Source organism: Thermogemmata fonticola (genome assembly GCF_013694095.1).
Lineage (GTDB): Bacteria > Planctomycetota > Planctomycetia > Gemmatales > Gemmataceae > Thermogemmata > Thermogemmata fonticola.
The window spans coordinates 269,511-288,487 of the sequence record NZ_JACEFB010000001.1 but is presented as its reverse complement, the minus strand read 5'-3'; the positions used below and the strand labels follow the sequence as shown (position 1 = coordinate 288,487).

Here is an 18,977-nt window from a genome sequence, read left to right as displayed (position 1 = left end):
CCCGAAAGGGAACGCCTCTGTAGCTTGAGGAATCACCCGCCGCTGCCTGGTTGTAGGAGAACGACTGCGATGTCTATGACGCAAACCGCTGCCCTGGAGCCGACCTTCTGGGAGCGTCTAGGGGAGAAGTTTAACACCTTCGCAGAAGGGTGCGTGCAGTTTCTGGCCCGTCTGATGGGCGGCTCGGCCAATGAACGTAAGATCAAATCTTTGGGGTACTACCGGCCCAAGAACAGCGAGACGCACATTGTCATTCCCGGCAGTCCCCTAGCGCGGATCAATGAGCTGGAACCGCGGATGCAAGCTCTCAGCGACGCGGAACTCAAAGAGCTGACGGTGCAATTCAAGAAGCGCCTGGCTGCCGGGGAAACGCTGGATGATCTCCTGCCGGAAGCCTTTGCTGCCTGTCGGGAGGCCGCCCGCCGGACCAAAAACATGCGGCATTACGACGTCCAGCTCATCGGCGGCATGATTCTGCACGGCTACGGCGAAAAACAGGGAGCCATCGCGGAGATGGTCACAGGGGAAGGGAAAACCCTGGTGGCCACCCTCCCTGCTTACCTCAATGCCCTCGAAGGCAAGGGCGTACACATCGTCACCGTCAATGATTATCTGGCACGCCGGGACTGCGAGTGGATGCTGCCCATCTACAACGCTCTGGGAGTGAGTGCTGCCTACATCCAATCGGACATGGACCCGGACAATCGCCGCCGAGCCTATCAGGCGGACATCACCTACGGTACGGCCAGCGAGTTCGGCTTCGACTACCTCCGCGACAATATGAAACTGGCCCGGCATGACGACGAGGAATTCCATCCCTATTACCGCCAAGTCCAGCGCGTGCCGCTCAACTACGCCATCATCGACGAGGTCGATAACATCCTCATCGATGAGGCCCGCACGCCGCTTATCATTAGTGGCCCAGCGTTCTCGGATGCCCGCCGCTTCGCCGATGCCGATCGCATCGCCCGCGCTTTGACCGAGTTGGAACGCAAAGCCCGTAAGGAACTCGCCGCCACCGGCGTCGTGGTCATCACCGGCACCGAAGGAGACAACCTGCCGACACTTTCCCCTCCTGATCCCAAGCGTGTGGACCCGCAGAATCCGCCGCCTCGGGGCGTTTACTTTGAAATCAAGGAGAAGGAACGGACCTGCCACTTGACCGACGCCGGGGTCCGCAAAGCCGAGGAACTGGCCGGGGTCGAGAGCTTCTACACCGCCGGCAATATGGAATGGCCGCACCTCATCGACAACGCCCTCAAGGCCCATCACCTCTACCACCTGGATCGCCACTACATCATTGACCGCGATCCCCGCGAAAACCACGAGCTGAGCATCGTCATCATCGATGAGCACACCGGGCGAGCCATGTACGGGCGGCAGTGGTCCGACGGCCTCCACCAAGCGATTGAAGCCAAGCACCAAAAGGACGGCGTCCGCATCAAACAGGAGACGCAAACCCTCGCCACCATCACCTTGCAAAACTTCTTCAAGCTCTATCGCAAGCGGGCTGGCATGACCGGAACCGCCAAAACGGAGGAAAACGAGTTCTGGAAAATCTACGGCATGGAAGTCTTCGTCGTGCCGACCAACAAACCCCTGCGGCGGATCAACTACCCCGACCTCGTCTTCCGCACGGAGAAGGAAAAGTGGGATGCCATCGTCGAAGAGATCGTAGAGATACACCGCAGTGGCCGCCCTATCCTCATCGGCACACGTGATGTGGATAAAAGCGAGAAGCTCTCGCGCATGCTCAAGATGCGCGGGATACCACACGAGTTGCTCAACGCCAAGCCGGAAAATGTCGCGCGGGAAGCCGAGATCATCGCTCAGGCCGGACGCCTGGGAGCCGTCACCATCGCCACAAACATGGCTGGCCGTGGTACCGACATCATCCTCGGCGGCAACCCGGAAACCCTCGCCTGGGCACGCCTCAAACAGCTCAAAGGCCCCGATGGACGTTCCTTATACCCCACTCGCCTCGACGTCCCCAACGACGTCTGGATCCAAACGGTCGCAGAGATCGAAGCCAAGGAGAAGATGAAGGAGGAAGGACGGAAAGTCGCGGAACTCGGCGGCCTGCACATCATCGGCACGGAACGCCATGATTCCCGCCGGATTGACAATCAGCTCCGCGGCCGCGCCGGCCGCCAGGGAGACCCCGGTTCCAGCCGCTTCTACCTGTCCCTTCAGGACGACCTGATGCGCCTCTTCGCCTCAGAATGGGTGGCCAGCGTCCTGACACGCCTGGGCATGAAGGAAGGCGAGGCCATCGAGTCCCGCATGGTCACACGCCGCATCGAAAAAGCCCAGAAGAAAGTCGAAGAGTGGCATTTCGATCAGCGTAAAAACCTCCTCGAATACGACGAAGTCATGGATTACCAGCGCAAGAGCGTCTATGGCAAACGCCAGGAGATTCTCGACGGCAAGAATCCCCGGGCAGAAATCCTCGCCATGCTCCGCTGGCAAATGGACAAGGCCATCCAGCGCTTCCTCGACCCAGACTACGGCCCGGCCAGCTTCGCCAGCTTTGCCGCCAACCGCCTCGGCATCGAGTTCCAGGCCTCGGAGTTCCGCTCCGGTTTCGAGGACGCCGTCAAATACGCTCAGGATAAAGCCGTTCAAACCATCCCCACCATCATTCAGGAATTGCTCGAGGAAAACCTCAACCCCGATGAAGACCCTGCGGACTGGCGCTGGAGCGAACTCTGCCGTGCTCTGCAAGCCCGCTTCGGCCTGGAATACACCGATCGGGAATTGAAAAAGATTCCCCGCGAGCGCCTCGATGAGTTTCTCATTGCCAAGGCCGAGGAAAAACTCCTAGCCGTCGATCTCCAGGATGGCCAGCGCTATCTGAGCCGGTCCTACGGCGCCGAGTCCCTGGCGGAGTGGATGCGGCAAAAATTCGACATCCGCATCGATCCCGCACCCCTGCTAGAGATGGAAACGGAGCAGCTCCGCCAGTTCCTCTATCGCAAAATTCGGGAGGCGTACCGGAAAAAGGATATCGAGTTCCCCGTGCTCAACGCCCTACGGCTCTATCTGCCGGAAAAGATGAGCAGCGGACATCCCCCCGACCGGGAGAAGCTTTACAACTGGGCGGTGCAACGCTTGGGTACAGCTTTGGTGACCATGCGTAACCCCCAAGCCTTTGCCGACCCCAATGGGTTCTTCCACGCCGCTAACCAGACGCTGGCTGAATTCGGCTTGACGGAAGAGTTCGTCCGCACGGAATCCCGCAGCCGTATCCGGGAAAAGTTGTTGGAGATCTCCGCCCAAGCGATACCCGCCGCAGATTTCGAGGAAATCGAGGCACGTGTAGATGAGGTTCTCTCCGGCACTCACCATGCCGAAGAAGAAGATGCACGGGAACTCGCCGACTGGTGTAAACAAACCCTGCATCTGGACCTGGAAGCGTCCGCTTTCGTCGGGCAGAACCGGGAACAAGTCCTCCACCGCATTCTCAATGCCTATGACAAAAAATATCGTCCGGAGATGCGCTCCGTGGAGCGAGGCTTGATCCTGGAGCAACTCGACAACGCCTGGAAGTCCCACCTGTTGGTCATGGACAGCCTGCGTAGCGGCGTCGGCCTGCGGGGTTACGCCCAGGAAGACCCCAAGATCGTCTACAAACGAGAGGGAATGAAAGAGTTCGAGGCGATGTGGGAAGGGGTGCGGGAACGGATCACGGAGTCGGTGTTCCGCATGGAGGAGATGGGAGATGACACCGCTCTGTCGGCACTTTGGGCGGGGGCGCGGGCGACGCATGAAGCCGCCCTCTCCGCCCTGCAAGCCCGCCAGGCTCAGGAACAGCAGGCCGCCATGCAAACCAACACCGGCAGCGAATCCCGGCGTATCGAACCAATTCGCAACGTCGGCAGGAAGGTCGGCCGCAATGACCCCTGTCCCTGCGGCAGCGGCAAAAAGTATAAGAACTGCCACATGCGGCTCGAATCCGGGAAACGCTGAGAACATCTGGCAGCTAAGGATGCGAGCACAGCCGACACCACGCCGCACCCCTCACACTCCCTGGGCTTTGCGGAACGGATGCCCATGCTCCTGAATCTTTGCTACGTCTTAGCGTTGTCCTGCTTCTTCCCCTGGCTGCTCTGGCGCGCCATTCGTACAGGCCGTTATCGCCGCCATTTGCCCTCCCGGCTCTTTGGTCCTATCCATCTGCGGAAAGGACCGATGGTACCAAAAAGTGCGGCGGAACCGCCCGCCGTCTGGTTTCACGGCGTCAGCGTGGGGGAAATCCATCTCTTGGTTCCGTTAGTGCAGGCTTTTCGGAAGCGGTTTCCTCACTGGCGAGTCGTGGTCTCGGCTTCCACCGACAGCGGACTGGATGAAGCCAGGCGCACATTCTCTGATCTGACGGTGCTCCCCTGGCCTTTCGATTTTACTTGGGCGGTGCAGCAAGCGCTGGATACCCTCCAACCGCGGCTGATAGTCCTGGCCGAGAGTGAACTGTGGCCAAACTTTCTGGATGCAGCTCGCCGGCGGCACATTCCAGTCTGCGTGGTCAACGGGCGGATCAGCCCGCGGACGGCAGCACGCTGGCAACGCTGGCCGGCTCTGGTATGGCGGCTGCTCTTGAAGCCAGTCAGCCATTTTGTCGTGCAGAGTGAAGCGGATGCCCAGCGCTTGCGCCAACTGGGAGTCCCACCGGAAAAAATTACGGTGACCGGTTCCATCAAATTTGATGGCGCCCTGCATTACCAGCCTGGGAAAACCCAGGAACTTGCACGCTGGTTGGGTCTCCCCTGGCCGAGGCCCGCTTCCTTCGCTGCGGATGATCCTTCTGCCCCGTCAGGTCCGCCGATTCTCTGGCTCGCCGGCAGCACACATCCTCCGGAGGAAGAGATTGTCCTGCGAGTATTTGCCGACTTGCGCCGCCGCTATCCCCGCCTGCATCTGCTCCTTGTTCCGCGGCATCCGGACCATTTTGAGGAGGTGGCCCAGCTTGTGGCGAAGACAGGACTGTCTTGGGTGCGCCGCTCTCGGCACCCGCAACCGCTGGCCGCTTTACCCGCGGTCATCTTGTGGGATACCATCGGGGAGTTGCAGGCAGCGTGGGGCTTGGCCGATGTCGGTTTTGTGGGGGGAAGCCTGGATGGGCGTCGCGGCGGGCAAAGCATGATTGAGCCGGCAGGGCAGGGGATTCCTTGCCTCTTCGGTCCGCATGTCTGGAATTTCCGCCAGGCGGCGGAGCAATTGGTCGAACGAGGAGCAGCGATCCAAGTCCCTCAGGCCGCTGATCTGGAACCTCAGTTGGAACGCCTGCTGCAAGACCCGCAAGGCCGCCGACGCATGGGGCAGATCGCCCAGGAATTCGTACGCAGTCAGCAGGGAGCAGTGCACCGCACGCTCCAAGTTTTGGAAAAATTGCTGTCCGCTTATATCTCTGGGCCAGGAGAGCGTCCCGTCGCTACGGAATAAGGCCCTCCCGGAAGAGGCCGAATATCCCTTAGAATACAGGCATGTCCGATTCTCTCGTGTGGTGCAATGGCCGGTTTTTAGCGCAAGCGGAGGCGGCGTTGCCGTGGACCGATGCCGGATTTGTGTATGGTGCCGTACTTGTCGATAATGCCCGGACCTTCCAGCGGCAGTTGTTCCGTTGGCCCCAGCACCTGGAGCGCTTCCGCCGCCACTGTAGACTCTGCGGCCTGGCTTTGCCTTACTCCGACGACCAACTGACCGCCGTCGCAAAGGAACTGATCGCGCACAACGGCCGGCTCCTGGACGAGAAGGCAGAGATGCAAGTGGTGACCTTTGCCACTCCAGGCCCAATCGGTTGGCTTGTGGGAAAGGAGAGCGATGGCTCGCCAACCACCGGCATGATGGTCTATCCGTTGTCCCGCCAGCGGTACCGCCGGTTTTTTTCCGAAGGGGTCGCCCTGGAGATCACCGGCCAGCAGCACTCCCACCCCAGTGACATCCTGCCGCCAGCGATCAAGCATCGCAGCCGCCTGATGTGGTTTCTGGCGGAACGTCGCAAACGCCTGCCCCATGCGGTGCCGGTGCTGGTGAATCAAGAGGGGATTGGAGATACGCCTTTGGGCGCGATTGTTGCGGTTCGTGGGGGCACGATCCTACTGCCGCCGGCCGATGCGGTCCTGGAAAGCATCAGCGTACAATTCCTGCGTGAGCTGTGCCAGGGTTACGGCATTCCCGTGCAGGAGTCGCCGTGGAACCTGCGTGAACTGACTGCTGAGCCAAGCGGGGGAAGGGAACGTCTCCCGGCAGAGCCGATCCAAGAGCTACTGCTTGTGGGAACCGCCTTTTGCATAGCAGGAGTACGGCAGTTGGTTTCTTCCAGCGGCGAGCGGATTTTCCCCTGGCCTGGCGAGATGTATTCCCTTCTGCTCGCCGCTTGGGAGCGGCAGGTGGGCAGTCCGATCGCTCAGTATTTTCTGGATTCCCCAGGCTAATTTTGCAACTGCCGCGGTGCACTTGCTGCAAGTTACGGGCGGAACAGGTCCGCAGGTTTGACGCCGGGTTGCCATTCCTTGGGACTCTTGAAGCGGAAGGGGGAGGGGGTGAAGGTGCCGACCACCGTTACATCCGTCTTGGGTGGAATCTTATCCTCCAGGCCAACGGCCCAGAAACAAGCATTGACGATCAATCGGCGGGTGGCCTCGTTGGCAAAATCTTGCGAAGCACCCATGGTGGTGGTGAAGACGCGCCCGGTGGCACCTTTTTCCCCACGGTAAGTTTTGACCCAAGCGATCGGCATCATCGGGTCGTTCTTTTTGCCGCGGACAGCGGGAGAATCCGGCTGTAAAGTTGCTGTCACCTCTCCGAGCACGAGCGGCAGGCTATCCCCCGGCAACGGCAGGCGGACGGTATAAACATCGGTCGGCCCAAATATCTCGCCATCTCCAATGCCGCGCAGAATCGGATGCTTCTCCTGGCCGGGAGCAATCCGCCCGCGCGTTCCCTCTTTTCCATGGGCGCCATGGTGTGCCACCCACGTTTCCCCTAAGACTTGTTTGCCAAACCCACCTGCATAATCCTCTCCGTTGTAATTCCAGGAATACTTGTGATATTTACGATCCTTGGGAATGTTGAAGGCATGAGTGGCCGTGCGTAATCCCACCACAGGTTTGCCACGGGCAAGATAGGTTACGATATGTTGCATTTGCTCATCCGGCAAGTTGAGGAAGCGCGTGAAGATCACCATGAGGTCCGCATGTTCCAAGGCATTCAATCCTGGTATGTTTCCGATATTGGGATTAATCGTTCCGGTTTGTGGGTCCACTGTGTAGAGCACTGTGCAGGTGAAGCCGTGACGGTGGGCCAAAATCTTCGCCAATTGGGTGATGGTCTCTTCGGAGCGGTATTCCTGATCGCCGCTGATAAGGACGATGTGTTTCCCTTGGCCTGCTCCCGTGGAACCTTTGAGCACGACGATGTCATCCGCTGCCTGAACGCCAGCCATTGCGAGTGTCAGAAGGCCCATCAAAACCAGGCCGTTGCGGAGGCGCCTTGCTCCTCGCGCCTGCTGGACCCCGGAAATCGCGGCCGGCATGGCTGGGCCGGCTTCCGTTCCATGATAAGCCCAGGAATGGTGCGAAAGTAGTTGCCCCGACTGTTCGGGCACGTTGCGAATCACCGGCGAGGTTTCCATAGCTGGCCTGCACCTTTGGGATACACGGTTAGGGTTCACTCCATCCACTCCACGAGGCTGTCCGGGGAGCACCGGCCGCCTGGAGAGTAGAGACAGCTTCTGATGGCCCAATATATAATTTGGCCCGCAAATTGCGAGAAGAAATAGCCGGATTCCCCGCATCGTGGGGAACCAAGAGCCAGCGGAAGACCCTGCGCGATCCGCACAATGCCCCTCTCCGAATCTGGGAGAAATAGCCTCAGCGCTGGCCGATGTTTCCGCTTGCCGATGCGGAGGTTACTCTTTAGCATCGTAGGCATTACGGCTTCACGAAAGTTCCGGTATCCTGGCAGGGAGATGGGCATGAGCACGATGGATCCTCCGGTGCGTCCGGCAGACGGTCTGCTGCGGTTCAAACTGTCCACGATGATGTTTTTGCAGTTTTTCATCTGGGGCGCCTGGTTCGAGTTGGGTTTCGATTACATCCCGAAGCTAGGCTTCCAGGATACCTGGCAACTGCCGCTCATTTTCGGGGCTTTCAACATCGGCGCTTTGGTGGCGCTCTTTTTCAGCACCCAGTTTGCGGACCGGCACTTCGCAGCGGAAAAGTTCCTGGCATTCAGCCATCTGGTCGGCGGAGTGGCGATCTTGGGCCTGTTCTTCATCCGGCCTAATCCGAACGATCCCCAGGAGGTGAATCTGCTCTTCTGGCCTTTCTTCGGCTTAATGCTGGTCCATTCCATCTTTTATGTGCCGACGATTTCCATCACCAATTCAATTGCCTTCGCCAACTTACAGGACCCGCAACGGCAGTTTGGCCCGATACGCGTCTGGGGAACGATTGGCTGGATCGCGGCGAGTTGGCCCTTTATCTTTTTGCTGGTGGATTGGAGCCGCGTGCCTCCCATGACGGAGGTGGGATTTTTCCAATGGCTGGGTACCGCTTTGGGCAGCTCGCTGGTGGGTGAAAACTCCATGGCGATGAAGCGGTGCATCTTCCTGGTTGCGGGGGTGGCTTCCCTCCTGCTAGCAGCTTTCAGCCTGTGCCTACCCCATACGCCTCCCAAACCGGCAGCGACGGCAGCGGACGCTCTGGCTTGGCTCAAAGCCATGCGCCATCTGAAGAAGCCCTTTATCGCCGTCCTCTTTCTGGTCACCTTCATCGATGCGGCCGTCCACCAGAGCTTCTTCTATTGGACCTTCACCTTCCTGGGTCCGAAAGTAGACGGCGGTTGGGTGGACATCCCGGCCAATTGGGTCGGACCCGTGATGAAGATCGGCCAGATCGCCGAAATCCTCACCATGTTCATTCTCGGCTACGCCCTCAAGAGCCTCGGCTGGCGCTGGACCATGATCCTGGGAGTGTTGGGGCATGCCGCCCGATTTGCCGTCTTCACCTATTACCCGGAGCCGTGGGCAGCGATCACTGTGAATGTCCTCCACGGTATCTGCTATGCCTTTTTCTTCGCCACGGTGTACATCTTCGTGGATGAGTTCTTCCCGAAAGATGTGCGAGCCAGTGCTCAGGGATTGTTCAACGTTCTCATCCTGGGAGTCGGACCTTTTGCCGCGAATGTTCTCTGCGGCTATCTGCGCCAGGTTTACGTCATGAGTAATCCGGTAGTCCCGGACAAGACGATGGTCAACTACCCGGCGGTGTTCCAGTATTCGATGGGTGCGGCGCTCGTGGCGGCCCTTCTCCTCGCACTGCTGTTCCATCCGCCGAAGCAAGCCTCGGCAGTGGAGTCAGCTTGAATTAGAGGGCAGCCTTCCTCTCGGCCTTGCTCTGGGGAAATGGACAGCTCGGTGTCTGCCGGTGCCTACTGGGCTGTTCGTCTTCGGACTCCTGGAAAGACGCGATGCAGAGACCGGGAGCACCGCTCCCTGCTGGCTGGTAGACTCTGGCGGTGGCGGGTTCCCCCACGTTTAGGCGATAGCGGACCGACCCACGTTCAGGCGAAAGTGGACTGATCCACGTTCAGGTGAGGGTAGTTTGACCCGTCTTCAGGCGAAAGCGGTTCAACCCGTGTTCAGGTGACACCGGCCACACCCCGTGTTCAGGCGTTAGTGGCCCATCCCGTGCGCCGATCGCCGAGGCGGAGAAAGGGCTGGTCTCCGGGCGATTCAGGAGGAGACCTTCTGGGCGGGCGAAGCTGGGGTATTGTTAGGGGCGGAGGTAGTGCCCGGCGCCGCGGTCCCGGAGGCAGGCGGGGAAGGGGAAGCCGCTGGCGGAGCGGGAGAGGCTTTGCCAGCCGACCCTTTCCCGCTAGCCGGTTTGGGAGCCAGAATAGCCGTGATCCGCTTCCCCTCCAAGCGCGGGGGGACTTCGATGCGGGCATCATTTTGCAAGGCTTCCAGCACTTGCTTCATGACCCGTTCGCCTTCTTCGATGTGCTGCATTTCCCGTCCGCGGAAGAGGACGTTCACCTGGACCTTATCGTGGTGTTCGAGAATCTTGCGGGCCTGATTGATTTTGGTTTCGATGTCGTGTTCGCCGGTTTTTGGACGGACGCGGATTTCTTTGAGTTTGGGCTGGTGGGTCTTTTGCTGGGTCTTTTTGGATTGGGCATATTTGTACTTGCCGTAGTCCATGATTTTGCAGACAGGGGGGCGGGCTTGGGCGTCCACTTCCACCAGGTCCAAGCCGGCGTCGTAGGCCATCTCCAGGGCTTTGCGTGTCTCCACAATGCCGAGTTGTTCGCCGTTGACGCCGATGAGGCGAACAGGGGAAATCCGGATTTGCTCATTGATCCGGGGGCCAGCCGGTGCACGGGGCGGGGTATTACGATCAGGGGGAGGGATTGCCAGGTCTCCTTATGCTAGGTGTTTCGGGTATGAGACAACCGGCCCGAAACCTTCCGGTTTCTGTGGCGGGCTGGAACCCGTGTTCCGGCCTCCTCGACCACAAGTTTGAGTCATTGATATCTTTATACCACAAATAACTGCCGCCATGGCTTTCGTCAACGTTTCCCAGCTCATGCCAAAATGGGTTCGATGACCGAGCCGTACACGTCGGTCAGGCGGAAGTCCCGGCCATTATAGCGGTAAGTAAGTTTCTTGTGATCCAAGCCGAGGAGGTGCAAGATTGTAGCATGGAGGTCATGGACGCTGACGCGATTTTCCACGGCTTTAAAGCCGATGTCATCGGTAGCTCCGTAACTGACCCCGCCGCGGATTCCACCTCCGGCGAGCCAATAGGTCATGGCATGGGGGTTGTGGTCTCGTCCGCCGCTGCCTTTCTGCACGATGGGCAAGCGTCCGAATTCGCCGCCCCAGATCACGAGCGTTTGCGAGAGCAGGCCCCGGCGTTCCAAATCGGTCAGCAAGGCGGCGATGGGCTGATCTGTTTCCGCGGCGAATCCGCTGTGGTTTTTGGCGATGTTGTTGTGGCCATCCCAACTGAGGTCGTTTTCCATACCGCCACTGTAGATTTGCACGAAGCGGACGCCACGCTCCACAAGCCGACGCGCTATCAGACATTGGCGGGCAAAATGCCCCGCCTTGGGATGGTCCAAGCCGTAGAGGCGGCGGGTTTCCTCAGTTTCCCGGCTCAAGTCCAGCGCTTCGGGAGCGGCCATCTGCATGCGGTATGCCAGCTCGAAGGTTTCCATGCGGGCGGAAAACTCCGGGTCGTCCACCTCGCGGGTATGGAGACGGTTCAAACGTCCTAATAAGTCCAATTGCTGCCTTTGCCGTTGTGGGGACAGGTCCGCGGGGCGTTCCAGATTGTCGATCGGTTGTCCCTGCGGCTTGAAGGCAGTCCCCTGATAGATGGAGGGGAGGAAGCCCGCACCCCAATTCAGCGAGTGACCCTTGGGAATACCCCGGCCCAAGGTATCATACATCACACAGAAGGCTGGCAAATCCTGCGACTCGCTCCCCAAACCGTAGGTAACCCAGGAGCCGACACAAGGAAACCCCATCCGACTCATACCGGAATTCATCTTGAACAAGGCCGGTGCATGATTGTTAGAATCCGTCCAGAGTGAATGAATAAACGCCATCTTGTCCACATGGCGGGACAAGTGAGGAAACAACTCGGAGACCCATTTCCCGCACTGCCCGTGCTGCTTCCAGCGGAAAGGGGACTTCATGAGCGGCCCCACCTGCTGATTGAAAAAACCGGTGTTCGGATCGAAGCCGGGAAGTTCCTGGCCATCTCGTTTTTCGAGTTCCGGCTTGTAATCCCAAGTATCGACGTGGGAAGGCCCGCCGTTCATGAAGAGCCATATGACGGCCTTGGCTTTCGCCGGGAAATGGGGCTTTTTCGGTGCCAAGGGATTGACGCTGCGTGCTTGTTCCGCGTGGAGCAAGTCCGCCAACGCTAGCAAACCGAAGCCTCCACCGGCCCGGCGCAGAAACTCTCGCCGGCTGCTATACGCCCCCAAAGGAGATACGAAATAACGCGGCACGGTGAGCATGAAGCCTTCTCCTATTCACCAGTCCAGGGGTCCGCCAAAATGTATTTCTTGTCCCTGCTTCAGCATACGTACTTGTGATATTATTCACCTATCATTGTTTCCATGATAATGTCAACTATTCTCGGTACAGGAATTCATTAAGGCAAAAGAGCATTTGGCAAAAATCGGCGAACGCGGCGAGCCGGTCTCGTTCAGCATCGCTGGCGAGAAAATCAAGGGCGGCTTCCAGTTCCTCCGGGGAAGGTTCCCGGCAGAGGACGTAGCGGTACGCTTGCCGGACGGCTTGATCGTGGGACAGGGCCTTGTCCTGGAGCACACGTTGGGCCAGAGCCCGGCTTGCTGTACGGACCTGGGGGTTGTTGAGCAGATGGAGCGCTTGTGGAGCGATGGTGGTGCTGGGCCGTTCGCCGACGTGCACCGTCCCATCCGGGGCGTCGAAGACAATGAGGGCGGGAATGAGCTTGCTTCGCTTCATGGTGAAGTAAATACTCCGACGGCGGCTATCGAGTTGCAAAGTGCCCGGACCGTACATGGTCCGATCCAATTGGCCGCTGACAGCCAGGATGCTATCGCGGATGACCTCAGCCGAGAGGCGGCGCACCGGTTGATACCATACCAGGCGATTCTCCGGGTCCTTTTGCAGTTTTTCCAGGAAGCGTTGGGAGGAGCGGGCATAGGCCTCCGAGGTGACGATGAGTCTGTGGATCGGCTTGAGTTTCCACTGGTGGCGGATCAATTCACGGGCGAGGAAGTCGAGGAGGTCGGGGTGGGAAGGAGGTTCGCCGCGCAGGCCGAAGTCGCTGACTGTGCGGACCAATCCTTTGCCGAAGTACTGCTGCCAGAGGCGATTGACGATGACGCGGGCTAAGAGAGCACCGGCTCCTTGATCGGCGTCGGTCAGCCAGCGCGCAAGAGCTGCACGCTGGCCGCTGGTCCGGCTGCCCTTGGGCGGCGGCACAAACCACCGCTCCTGCGCTTCAGGATGCGGCATGAGCACTTGCAGGAAGGACAAGCGGGCGACAGCGACCTTCTGATTCGGGTCGCCCCGGCGGAGGAAGTGGGTCACAGGCAGGTAGTCCTCTCCCTGGGTGTGCAAACGCTGGGGCGGCACTCCTTCGCTGCAAATCAAGGCTTTGACCGTCTTCCGCTGCGGAGCGCGGGCGGCGTGCTCCTGTTCGGCTCGCAGCAACTGCTGGTACTGGGCATCCTGGGTGGCGAACCAGCGGAGAAGGGCGTCTCGCTGGGCCGGGGAGCGTTGCATGGGGGGAACCTTGAGGGCCTCCGCTGCCGCTTCCGTGATCCAGGCTCCCCGCAGATCGGTCCCCGCTTGCGCACTGAGCGACAGCCGCGGACGGCCCATGCCATGCCCTGTGTTGTTGCGGAAGGACAGGGTGATCCGCAAGATGCACCCCTGGCTTCCCCCTGTCACCGCTGGCTCCAGGTCAAAGACAGCGGCATGATCCTCCCCCATCCGCGGATCGATCGCCCAAGCGCTCACCGGATCACTGTCAATCGCGGCGGCAACTGGCAAGCCCTGCTGCTCAAACGTGGCCCGCGGACGGACCAGGCGGACCTTGACTTCCTTCCCCCCTGCTGTCCGTGGCAGAACAGTGACACTCAGATCGGAGAGGGCGAAGTTTCCATTGCTCGCCCGACCTGGCCCGCCGTGAACCAGCCGGCTGTCCCGCAGGGCTTCGATGCGCAGACTGCGGATTTCGGACAGATGGGTTTCCACCTCGAAAGTCAGGGTTTCCTTGTCCGGGTTTTTGCCAGTAATGAGTACGCTGCCATCGGTTTGCTCCTGTAGGGTGGCTCCACCGGCAGATTTCATACTGCGGATGCGGGGCACGAACCAAACGAAGCGGCCCGGTGTCGCTCGGCCCTTGTCTGCTTCCCACTCGGCCAAGTGCCGGGGCAATTGCTCGCGCTCGTATCGGTTCAGAGCTTCGCGGTAGGGCCGGTGCTCCGCCTCGAAAGCGGCGTAAGCCTTCCGGTAACCTTCAGGGTCCAGATCAACGTCAAAGTCGCTGCGGACCGTGGTCGTGAAAGCGGCAAGCATGCGGTAATAGTCCCGGCTGGGAATCGGATCGTACTTGTGATCATGGCAGCGGGCGCAACCGATGCTCAGGCCCAGGAAGGTCGTGCCGATGTTGTTGACGATGTCGTCGAGTTCATCGTAGCGGTGCTTTTCCACTTCATTTTTGGTGATTTGCGTGCTGTGGACGCCAGCCGCCAAATACCCCGTGGCGAACCATGCCAGCGGCTCATTCGGCGCCAATTCATCCCCAGCAATCTGCCAGCGAACGAACTGATCGTAAGGCATGTCCTGGTTCAGCGCTTTGATCACGAAATCCCGGTAGTGGTACGCATGGGGGCGGTCGTAATCGTGCTCAAAGCCGTGGCTTTCCGCGAAGCGGACGAGATCGAGCCAGTGCCGCGCCCATTTTTCGCCAAAATGGGGGGAGGCGAGCAATTCATCCACGACTTTTTCCAGCGCTTGAGGGGAGTTGTCCTCGGCGAAGGCTTGCCACTGCTCCGGCGTGGGGGGCAGGCCGATGAGGTCTAGATAGAGACGGCGCAGCAAGGTGCGCTTGTCCGCTGGCGGATTGGGAGTAATCCCCGCGGCCTGGAGCCGGGCGTTGAGAAACGCATCGATGGGATGAACCGCAGTTTGGGAAGCGGTGTTGGGAACTGGGACGTTCTGCGGCAACGGTTGGAACGCCCAGTGCTTTTTCGCTTCCGGGGGAACCAAGGTGTGAATCCAGGCATCGCTTTCGGCAGTGAAAGGCCGATCATATGGCGCGCCGCGATCGATCCATTGGGCTAAGGCTGCGATGTCGTCCTCGGAGAGCTTAGGCCGCTCGTAGGGCATGAACGGCTCTCTTTTGTGGGCGGCCAGTTGCCAGAGCAAACTTTTCTGGTGGTCCCCAGGAACGATGGCGGGACCTTGGCGGCCTCCGCGCAGCAATCCCGCCCGGTTCCCTAAGTCGAGGTCGCCTTCCAGGCGGTTGCCGCTATGGCACTTGATGCACTTGTTCTGCAAAAGGCCCCGAATACGGGTGCGGTACAATTCCAGCCCTTGAGCCATCTGCACGGCATGATCCGCCGCCACGCCGGCGACCGCCGGAGCGGGTGAAGTGCCGGATGCAGCGGACTGGGAAACACTCGGCGGCTTTCCCCCTGCTGATGAAGGACGAGCTGGAGCGGTAGCATCCCCAGCCACGGCGAAACCGAATCCCACTAATAAGAGTGTTGGGATCAGCACAACGCTTCCCCAAAACATCCCGCCATAACTTGAATTGCTGGGATGGCGGGAGCAACGCTCGCTTCCCGTCCTTGTCTTTCCATGACGAACCACTGTCACTGCCCGTAAATGACCAGCCGGGTGCCTCATGAGGGAACTCCACCGAAAAGCGAAATCCAGGCGGGAATTCAAACGGATGCCATCACGGAAGGCAGGCTCACATCACTATTAGCATGTTACCACCCCGTCTTTCCCTGACAACAGAAAATGCCCAACTTGGCCAGCTCGCAGAGAAAAACCACTATCTGGCAGGCACGATTCCGATGGCGGCGGGAGCGTGAGGAATCCGATCGCCCCGCGCTCTCACGGGGACTAAGCAGTCGGCGGCGGCACAAACCATACAACATTCGCTGGGAGGTTTCCCGACTTCATCCGCAAATGAGGGTCAATGCAGCCGGAGTCGAATCGATTTGGCGAAGCGGGGCCGACGAGTCGGGTCCCACTTGAAGGCAAGACGACCTGGGAGGTTCTTCATGGGGAAAGTGCTCGTGCTCTACGACTCGGCCAGTGGTAATACGGCGAAGATGGCAGCTCTGGTGGCGGAAGGAGCTGCAAGTATCGCGGGGATCGAAGTGCGGCTGCGGTCCGTGGATCAGGCTCAAGCCGAGGATGTCCTCTGGTGCGACGGCCTGGCCGTGGGCAGTCCCACCAATATGGGGCTGCTGTCCTGGAAAATGAAGCGATTCTGGGACGAAACCATGGGACCCCACTGGATGAAGGTGGACGGCAAAATTGCCTGTGCCTTTTCTTCCTCCGGCGGCTGGGGAGGCGGTACGGAATTGGCCTGCCAATCCCTGTTGACGGTGCTGATGAACTTCGGCTTTTTGGTGTTCGGGGTGACGGATTACGCCAGCAAGCTTTACACGGCTCATTACGGAGCCATCGGAGCACGGGAACCGCGGGAGGAAGGGGTTCGAGCAGCCTGCCGCCTCCTGGGCAAACGCTTAGCGGAATGGGTAGCGGTCTATTGCGATGGCCGGCGCCAAGAGCATCCGCTGGCCAAGCCGCAGGAGCGCCGACGACCGGACGAGTGATGAGGCGTCCGCCGGCGTCGTAACTTGTAGTGAAGAGCGAATGGCTCGGCCCTTCCTGGCCGTTAGCTTTCCCCATCGGGGGCGGGAGTGCCCTTGACGGAACGGCCCGCCTTTGGCATAGGGTCGGAATGCCCAGAATAGCGGGGGATCACGGGGGACTCAGCGGGGGAGGCGGCCTCATGCCCAGAAGGCGAGAATCCCAGATGCCCAGGCAACCGACCCAGCCGCTCGCCATGCACCAGCGCTGGGGGAGATGGCTTTGGAGCAGTTGGATCCGTTGTGCCGTCCTCTGCGGAAGCAGCGGATGTGCCACCGCCCCACCCCTGGACAATCCCATGCCACTGGCCATGCCTGTGCTCGCTGAACAGATGCCCGTGGAAAATCCGGTTTTGGTCTCGCCGGGGATGCCCACGCCGGAAGCCTACCGGGAAGTGTTTGAACGGGTGGTCGATGTGCTCAGCGATTACTTCGAGCTGTTGCCGCCTAACCCTTACGATGGCCGGATTGTCACACTGCCGCGCATCGCACCGGGATATGAGCAGTTTTGGAAACCGGGCAATCCAGACCCGCGGGGGCGGCTGCTCGCAACTTTCCAGACGGTGCGGCAACGGGCCGTCGCCGAAATCCGGGCGGGCGAACGCGGCGGCTACCTGGTGTTCGTCATGGTGGAACGGGAGCTGGAAGATTTGCCACGACCCACCCAAGCCCGCATCGGCAACGCCATCTTCCAGGAAGCGCCGACTGTGGATCGCCGCCTGGAAGTCGTGACCGCGGACGTCTCCCCGGATTCGGGGTGGTTTGCCATCGGGCGGGATTACGCCTTAGAGCAGCAGATATTGCGCCGCATACGCCACTGCCGCTAAGGCGGACTGCCGAGCACGTCGCGGTCCGCCCTGCGGGGGAAAGGGGGGCCACGACGGAGCCTTCACCATGACGGAACGCATCCTACGCCAACGGGTCGGCCTCTTTGTCGCCGCTGGGCTTGCCATCCTCGGCGGCCTGGTCCTCTTTTTCGGCCACACTCCCGAATGGTTCTCCAGCAAAGTCCCCTATGTGATCACCTACCCCGAAGCACCGGACATCGTGCCGGGCACGCCGATCCGCAAATCGGGAGTCCGCATCGGCGAGGTCCGAACGGTCGAATTGGACCCAGAAACGGGCGAAGTCCAGGTGCACATCCGCGTCGACCGTCGGTATTTGCCGCGGAAAAGCGAGGAGGCTTTCGTTTCGCGCGGCATCCTCAGCGGCGACACTTCGATTGAATTTGTGCCCAAACTCGATGACAACGGCAAGCCAGTTCCTCGCGGGGAAGTCTGGCCGCCAGGTTCGGTCATTCCAGGCACGCCGCCGATCACCGCTCGCAGCTTACTCACTCCCGCGTCGGGCGTCCTGAGCAATGCCCAGCAGTCGCTCGATCGCATTGTCGCGGCCTTCGAGAAGCTGGAACGCTTAGAACGTCTGGGACCCAAGGTGGAAACGGCCCTCGATGAGTTTACCCTTCTGGCCCGCGACGCCCGCGGCTTGATTCCGGAACTGCGGAACACCGCCCGACGCTTGCAGAGCCTCATCGGTGCCGAAGAGCCGCCGCCAATCGCGCCCCGCGCTTCCACCGCCGGACCCCTCTTGCTCACCGCCTGGCTGCAACAACCCCCGCCCCCGCCTGGCGGACAGGCTCAAGAGGACGCCAACCTCAAGGCCCTGATCAAGGACATTCAGGAACTGGTCCGCGCCGTTCGGCCCGCAGCAGAAGAACTCCGCGGCATGATCCGCAAACTCGAACCTGAGGTCACCGCCACGGTCAAATCGGCACGCCAAGCCTTCGATGAAGTCCACGATGTCCTCAATCCCGAAAATCGCAAGCAACTTGCCGAATTGATCAAAAACATCAACACGGTCTCCGGCTACGTCGTGCGGATTTCCACTTCGCTAACCAATCTGCTGGAAACGGCGGAAAAAACCTTGCGGAACATCGACCAGCAGATCACCGCTGCCGGCGCGATCGTCGGAGACATCCGGGCCGTGACCCGCCCTTTAGCGGCGCGCGCGGAAGCCATTGTCGCTTCAGTGTCCGACTCCGCCGAACAGTTGAACCGTACCCTGGCGGAAGTGCGAACCTTGGTCCGCTTGCTGAGCCGAGACGAAGGAACGCTCCAAAAACTGTTAGTGGATCCCTCGGTGTACCAGAATCTGGATGCGGCGGCGCATGCCCTGGCGCGTGTCATGACCCGTGCGGAAAAGATCAGCCGGGACCTGGAAGTGTTCGCAGACAAGGTCGCGCGCCGCCCGGAATTGATCGGTCTCGGCGGTGTATTCCGCCCCAGTGCAGGATTGAAGGAATGGCCGCCGGCTCCGGTGCCTCCCGCCGCCACGCCAGCATCACCCTGGCCGCCGTCGTCGGCTCCGCCTCGCTATCGTCCTGAGGATTCCCCTCTCCCCCTCCCGCCGCAGCCGCCGGCGAGCATTCTCCAACCCCCCGCGCCGCCGCCACCAATTCAAGGCTATCCTCCACGCTAAAAAGGCTATCCTCCACGCTAAAGCGGGAAAGAGTTGGCCTCACATGAGTAGGGCAAGTTTTTCAAGAGAAGCCATCTGCGAATGCGGAATGCGAA

The 18,977-nt window shown here is 60.2% G+C and carries 11 protein-coding genes; 7 read left to right on the top strand and 4 right to left on the bottom strand.

From position 1 onward, the window contains the following. Positions 1-69 precede the first annotated feature (69 nt). From secA to H0921_RS01025, 3 genes are all read left to right on the top strand, one after another. Positions 70-3,969 carry a preprotein translocase subunit SecA gene (secA, locus tag H0921_RS01035; RefSeq protein WP_194536164.1) on the top strand — a complete coding sequence of 1,300 codons (3,900 nt, stop codon included), beginning with the start codon at positions 70-72 and terminating at the stop codon, positions 3,967-3,969. Positions 3,970-4,053: 84 nt separating this feature from the next. Beyond that, complete coding sequence (locus H0921_RS01030) at positions 4,054-5,439, top strand: 3-deoxy-D-manno-octulosonic acid transferase (protein ID WP_194536163.1); 1,386 nt, start codon at positions 4,054-4,056, stop codon at positions 5,437-5,439. 41 nt (positions 5,440-5,480) lie between these two features. Beyond that, positions 5,481-6,431 (top strand): aminotransferase class IV, encoded by a 951-nt coding sequence (locus H0921_RS01025; RefSeq protein WP_194536162.1) that lies wholly within the window; start codon positions 5,481-5,483, stop codon positions 6,429-6,431. Between the two features lie 32 nt (positions 6,432-6,463). On the opposite strand, the gene H0921_RS01020 is transcribed toward H0921_RS01025, so the two are convergent. Beyond that, positions 6,464-7,531: a ThuA domain-containing protein gene (locus tag H0921_RS01020; RefSeq protein ID WP_228498886.1), complete on the bottom strand. Its 1,068-nt coding sequence runs from the start codon at positions 7,529-7,531 to the stop codon at positions 6,464-6,466. A gap of 441 nt (positions 7,532-7,972) precedes the next feature. Between H0921_RS01020 and H0921_RS01015 the strand changes: the two genes are divergently transcribed. Further along, positions 7,973-9,364, top strand: a complete 1,392-nt coding sequence (locus H0921_RS01015; RefSeq protein ID WP_228498885.1) for an MFS transporter — start codon at positions 7,973-7,975, stop codon at positions 9,362-9,364. 369 nt (positions 9,365-9,733) lie between these two features. Here H0921_RS01015 and infC read toward each other — a convergent pair whose 3' ends face one another. The 3 genes from infC to H0921_RS01000 all read right to left on the bottom strand — a co-directional run bounded on the left by infC (position 9,734) and on the right by H0921_RS01000 (position 15,295). Beyond that, positions 9,734-10,360: a translation initiation factor IF-3 gene (infC, locus tag H0921_RS01010; protein ID WP_315851839.1), complete on the bottom strand. Its 627-nt coding sequence runs from the start codon at positions 10,358-10,360 to the stop codon at positions 9,734-9,736. 224 nt (positions 10,361-10,584) lie between these two features. Then, positions 10,585-12,030, bottom strand: a complete 1,446-nt coding sequence (locus H0921_RS01005) for a DUF1501 domain-containing protein (protein WP_194536161.1) — start codon at positions 12,028-12,030, stop codon at positions 10,585-10,587. 115 nt (positions 12,031-12,145) lie between these two features. Then, entirely contained in the window at positions 12,146-15,295 is a 3,150-nt protein-coding gene (locus H0921_RS01000) for a PSD1 and planctomycete cytochrome C domain-containing protein (protein ID WP_315851817.1), read from the bottom strand. Positions 15,296-15,807: 512 nt separating this feature from the next. On the opposite strand from H0921_RS01000, the gene H0921_RS00995 reads away from it, so the two are divergent. The 3 genes from H0921_RS00995 to H0921_RS00985 all read left to right on the top strand — a co-directional run bounded on the left by H0921_RS00995 (position 15,808) and on the right by H0921_RS00985 (position 18,882). Continuing rightward, positions 15,808-16,368, top strand: a complete 561-nt coding sequence (locus tag H0921_RS00995) for a flavodoxin family protein (RefSeq protein WP_194536160.1) — start codon at positions 15,808-15,810, stop codon at positions 16,366-16,368. Positions 16,369-16,547: 179 nt separating this feature from the next. Then, positions 16,548-17,231: a hypothetical protein gene (locus H0921_RS00990; RefSeq protein ID WP_194536159.1), complete on the top strand. Its 684-nt coding sequence runs from the start codon at positions 16,548-16,550 to the stop codon at positions 17,229-17,231. Positions 17,232-17,298: 67 nt separating this feature from the next. After that, a complete protein-coding gene (locus H0921_RS00985) occupies positions 17,299-18,882 on the top strand; it encodes an MlaD family protein (RefSeq protein ID WP_194536158.1) in 1,584 nt (527 codons plus the stop codon). Positions 18,883-18,977 lie beyond the last annotated feature (95 nt).

Bases quoted from the DNA above. Each gene is read 5' to 3' on its own strand.
- secA (WP_194536164.1), top strand. From the start codon at position 70: ATGTCTATGACGCAAACCGCTGCCCTGGAGCCGACCTTCTGGGAGCGT.
- H0921_RS01030 (WP_194536163.1), top strand. From the start codon at position 4,054: ATGCTCCTGAATCTTTGCTACGTCTTAGCGTTGTCCTGCTTCTTCCCC.
- H0921_RS01025 (WP_194536162.1), top strand. From the start codon at position 5,481: ATGTCCGATTCTCTCGTGTGGTGCAATGGCCGGTTTTTAGCGCAAGCG.
- H0921_RS01020 (WP_228498886.1), bottom strand. From the start codon at position 7,531: ATGCCGGCCGCGATTTCCGGGGTCCAGCAGGCGCGAGGAGCAAGGCGC.
- H0921_RS01015 (WP_228498885.1), top strand. From the start codon at position 7,973: ATGAGCACGATGGATCCTCCGGTGCGTCCGGCAGACGGTCTGCTGCGG.
- H0921_RS01005 (WP_194536161.1), bottom strand. From the start codon at position 12,030: ATGCTCACCGTGCCGCGTTATTTCGTATCTCCTTTGGGGGCGTATAGC.
- H0921_RS00995 (WP_194536160.1), top strand. From the start codon at position 15,808: ATGGGGAAAGTGCTCGTGCTCTACGACTCGGCCAGTGGTAATACGGCG.
- H0921_RS00990 (WP_194536159.1), top strand. From the start codon at position 16,548: ATGCCCAGAAGGCGAGAATCCCAGATGCCCAGGCAACCGACCCAGCCG.
- H0921_RS00985 (WP_194536158.1), top strand. From the start codon at position 17,299: ATGACGGAACGCATCCTACGCCAACGGGTCGGCCTCTTTGTCGCCGCT.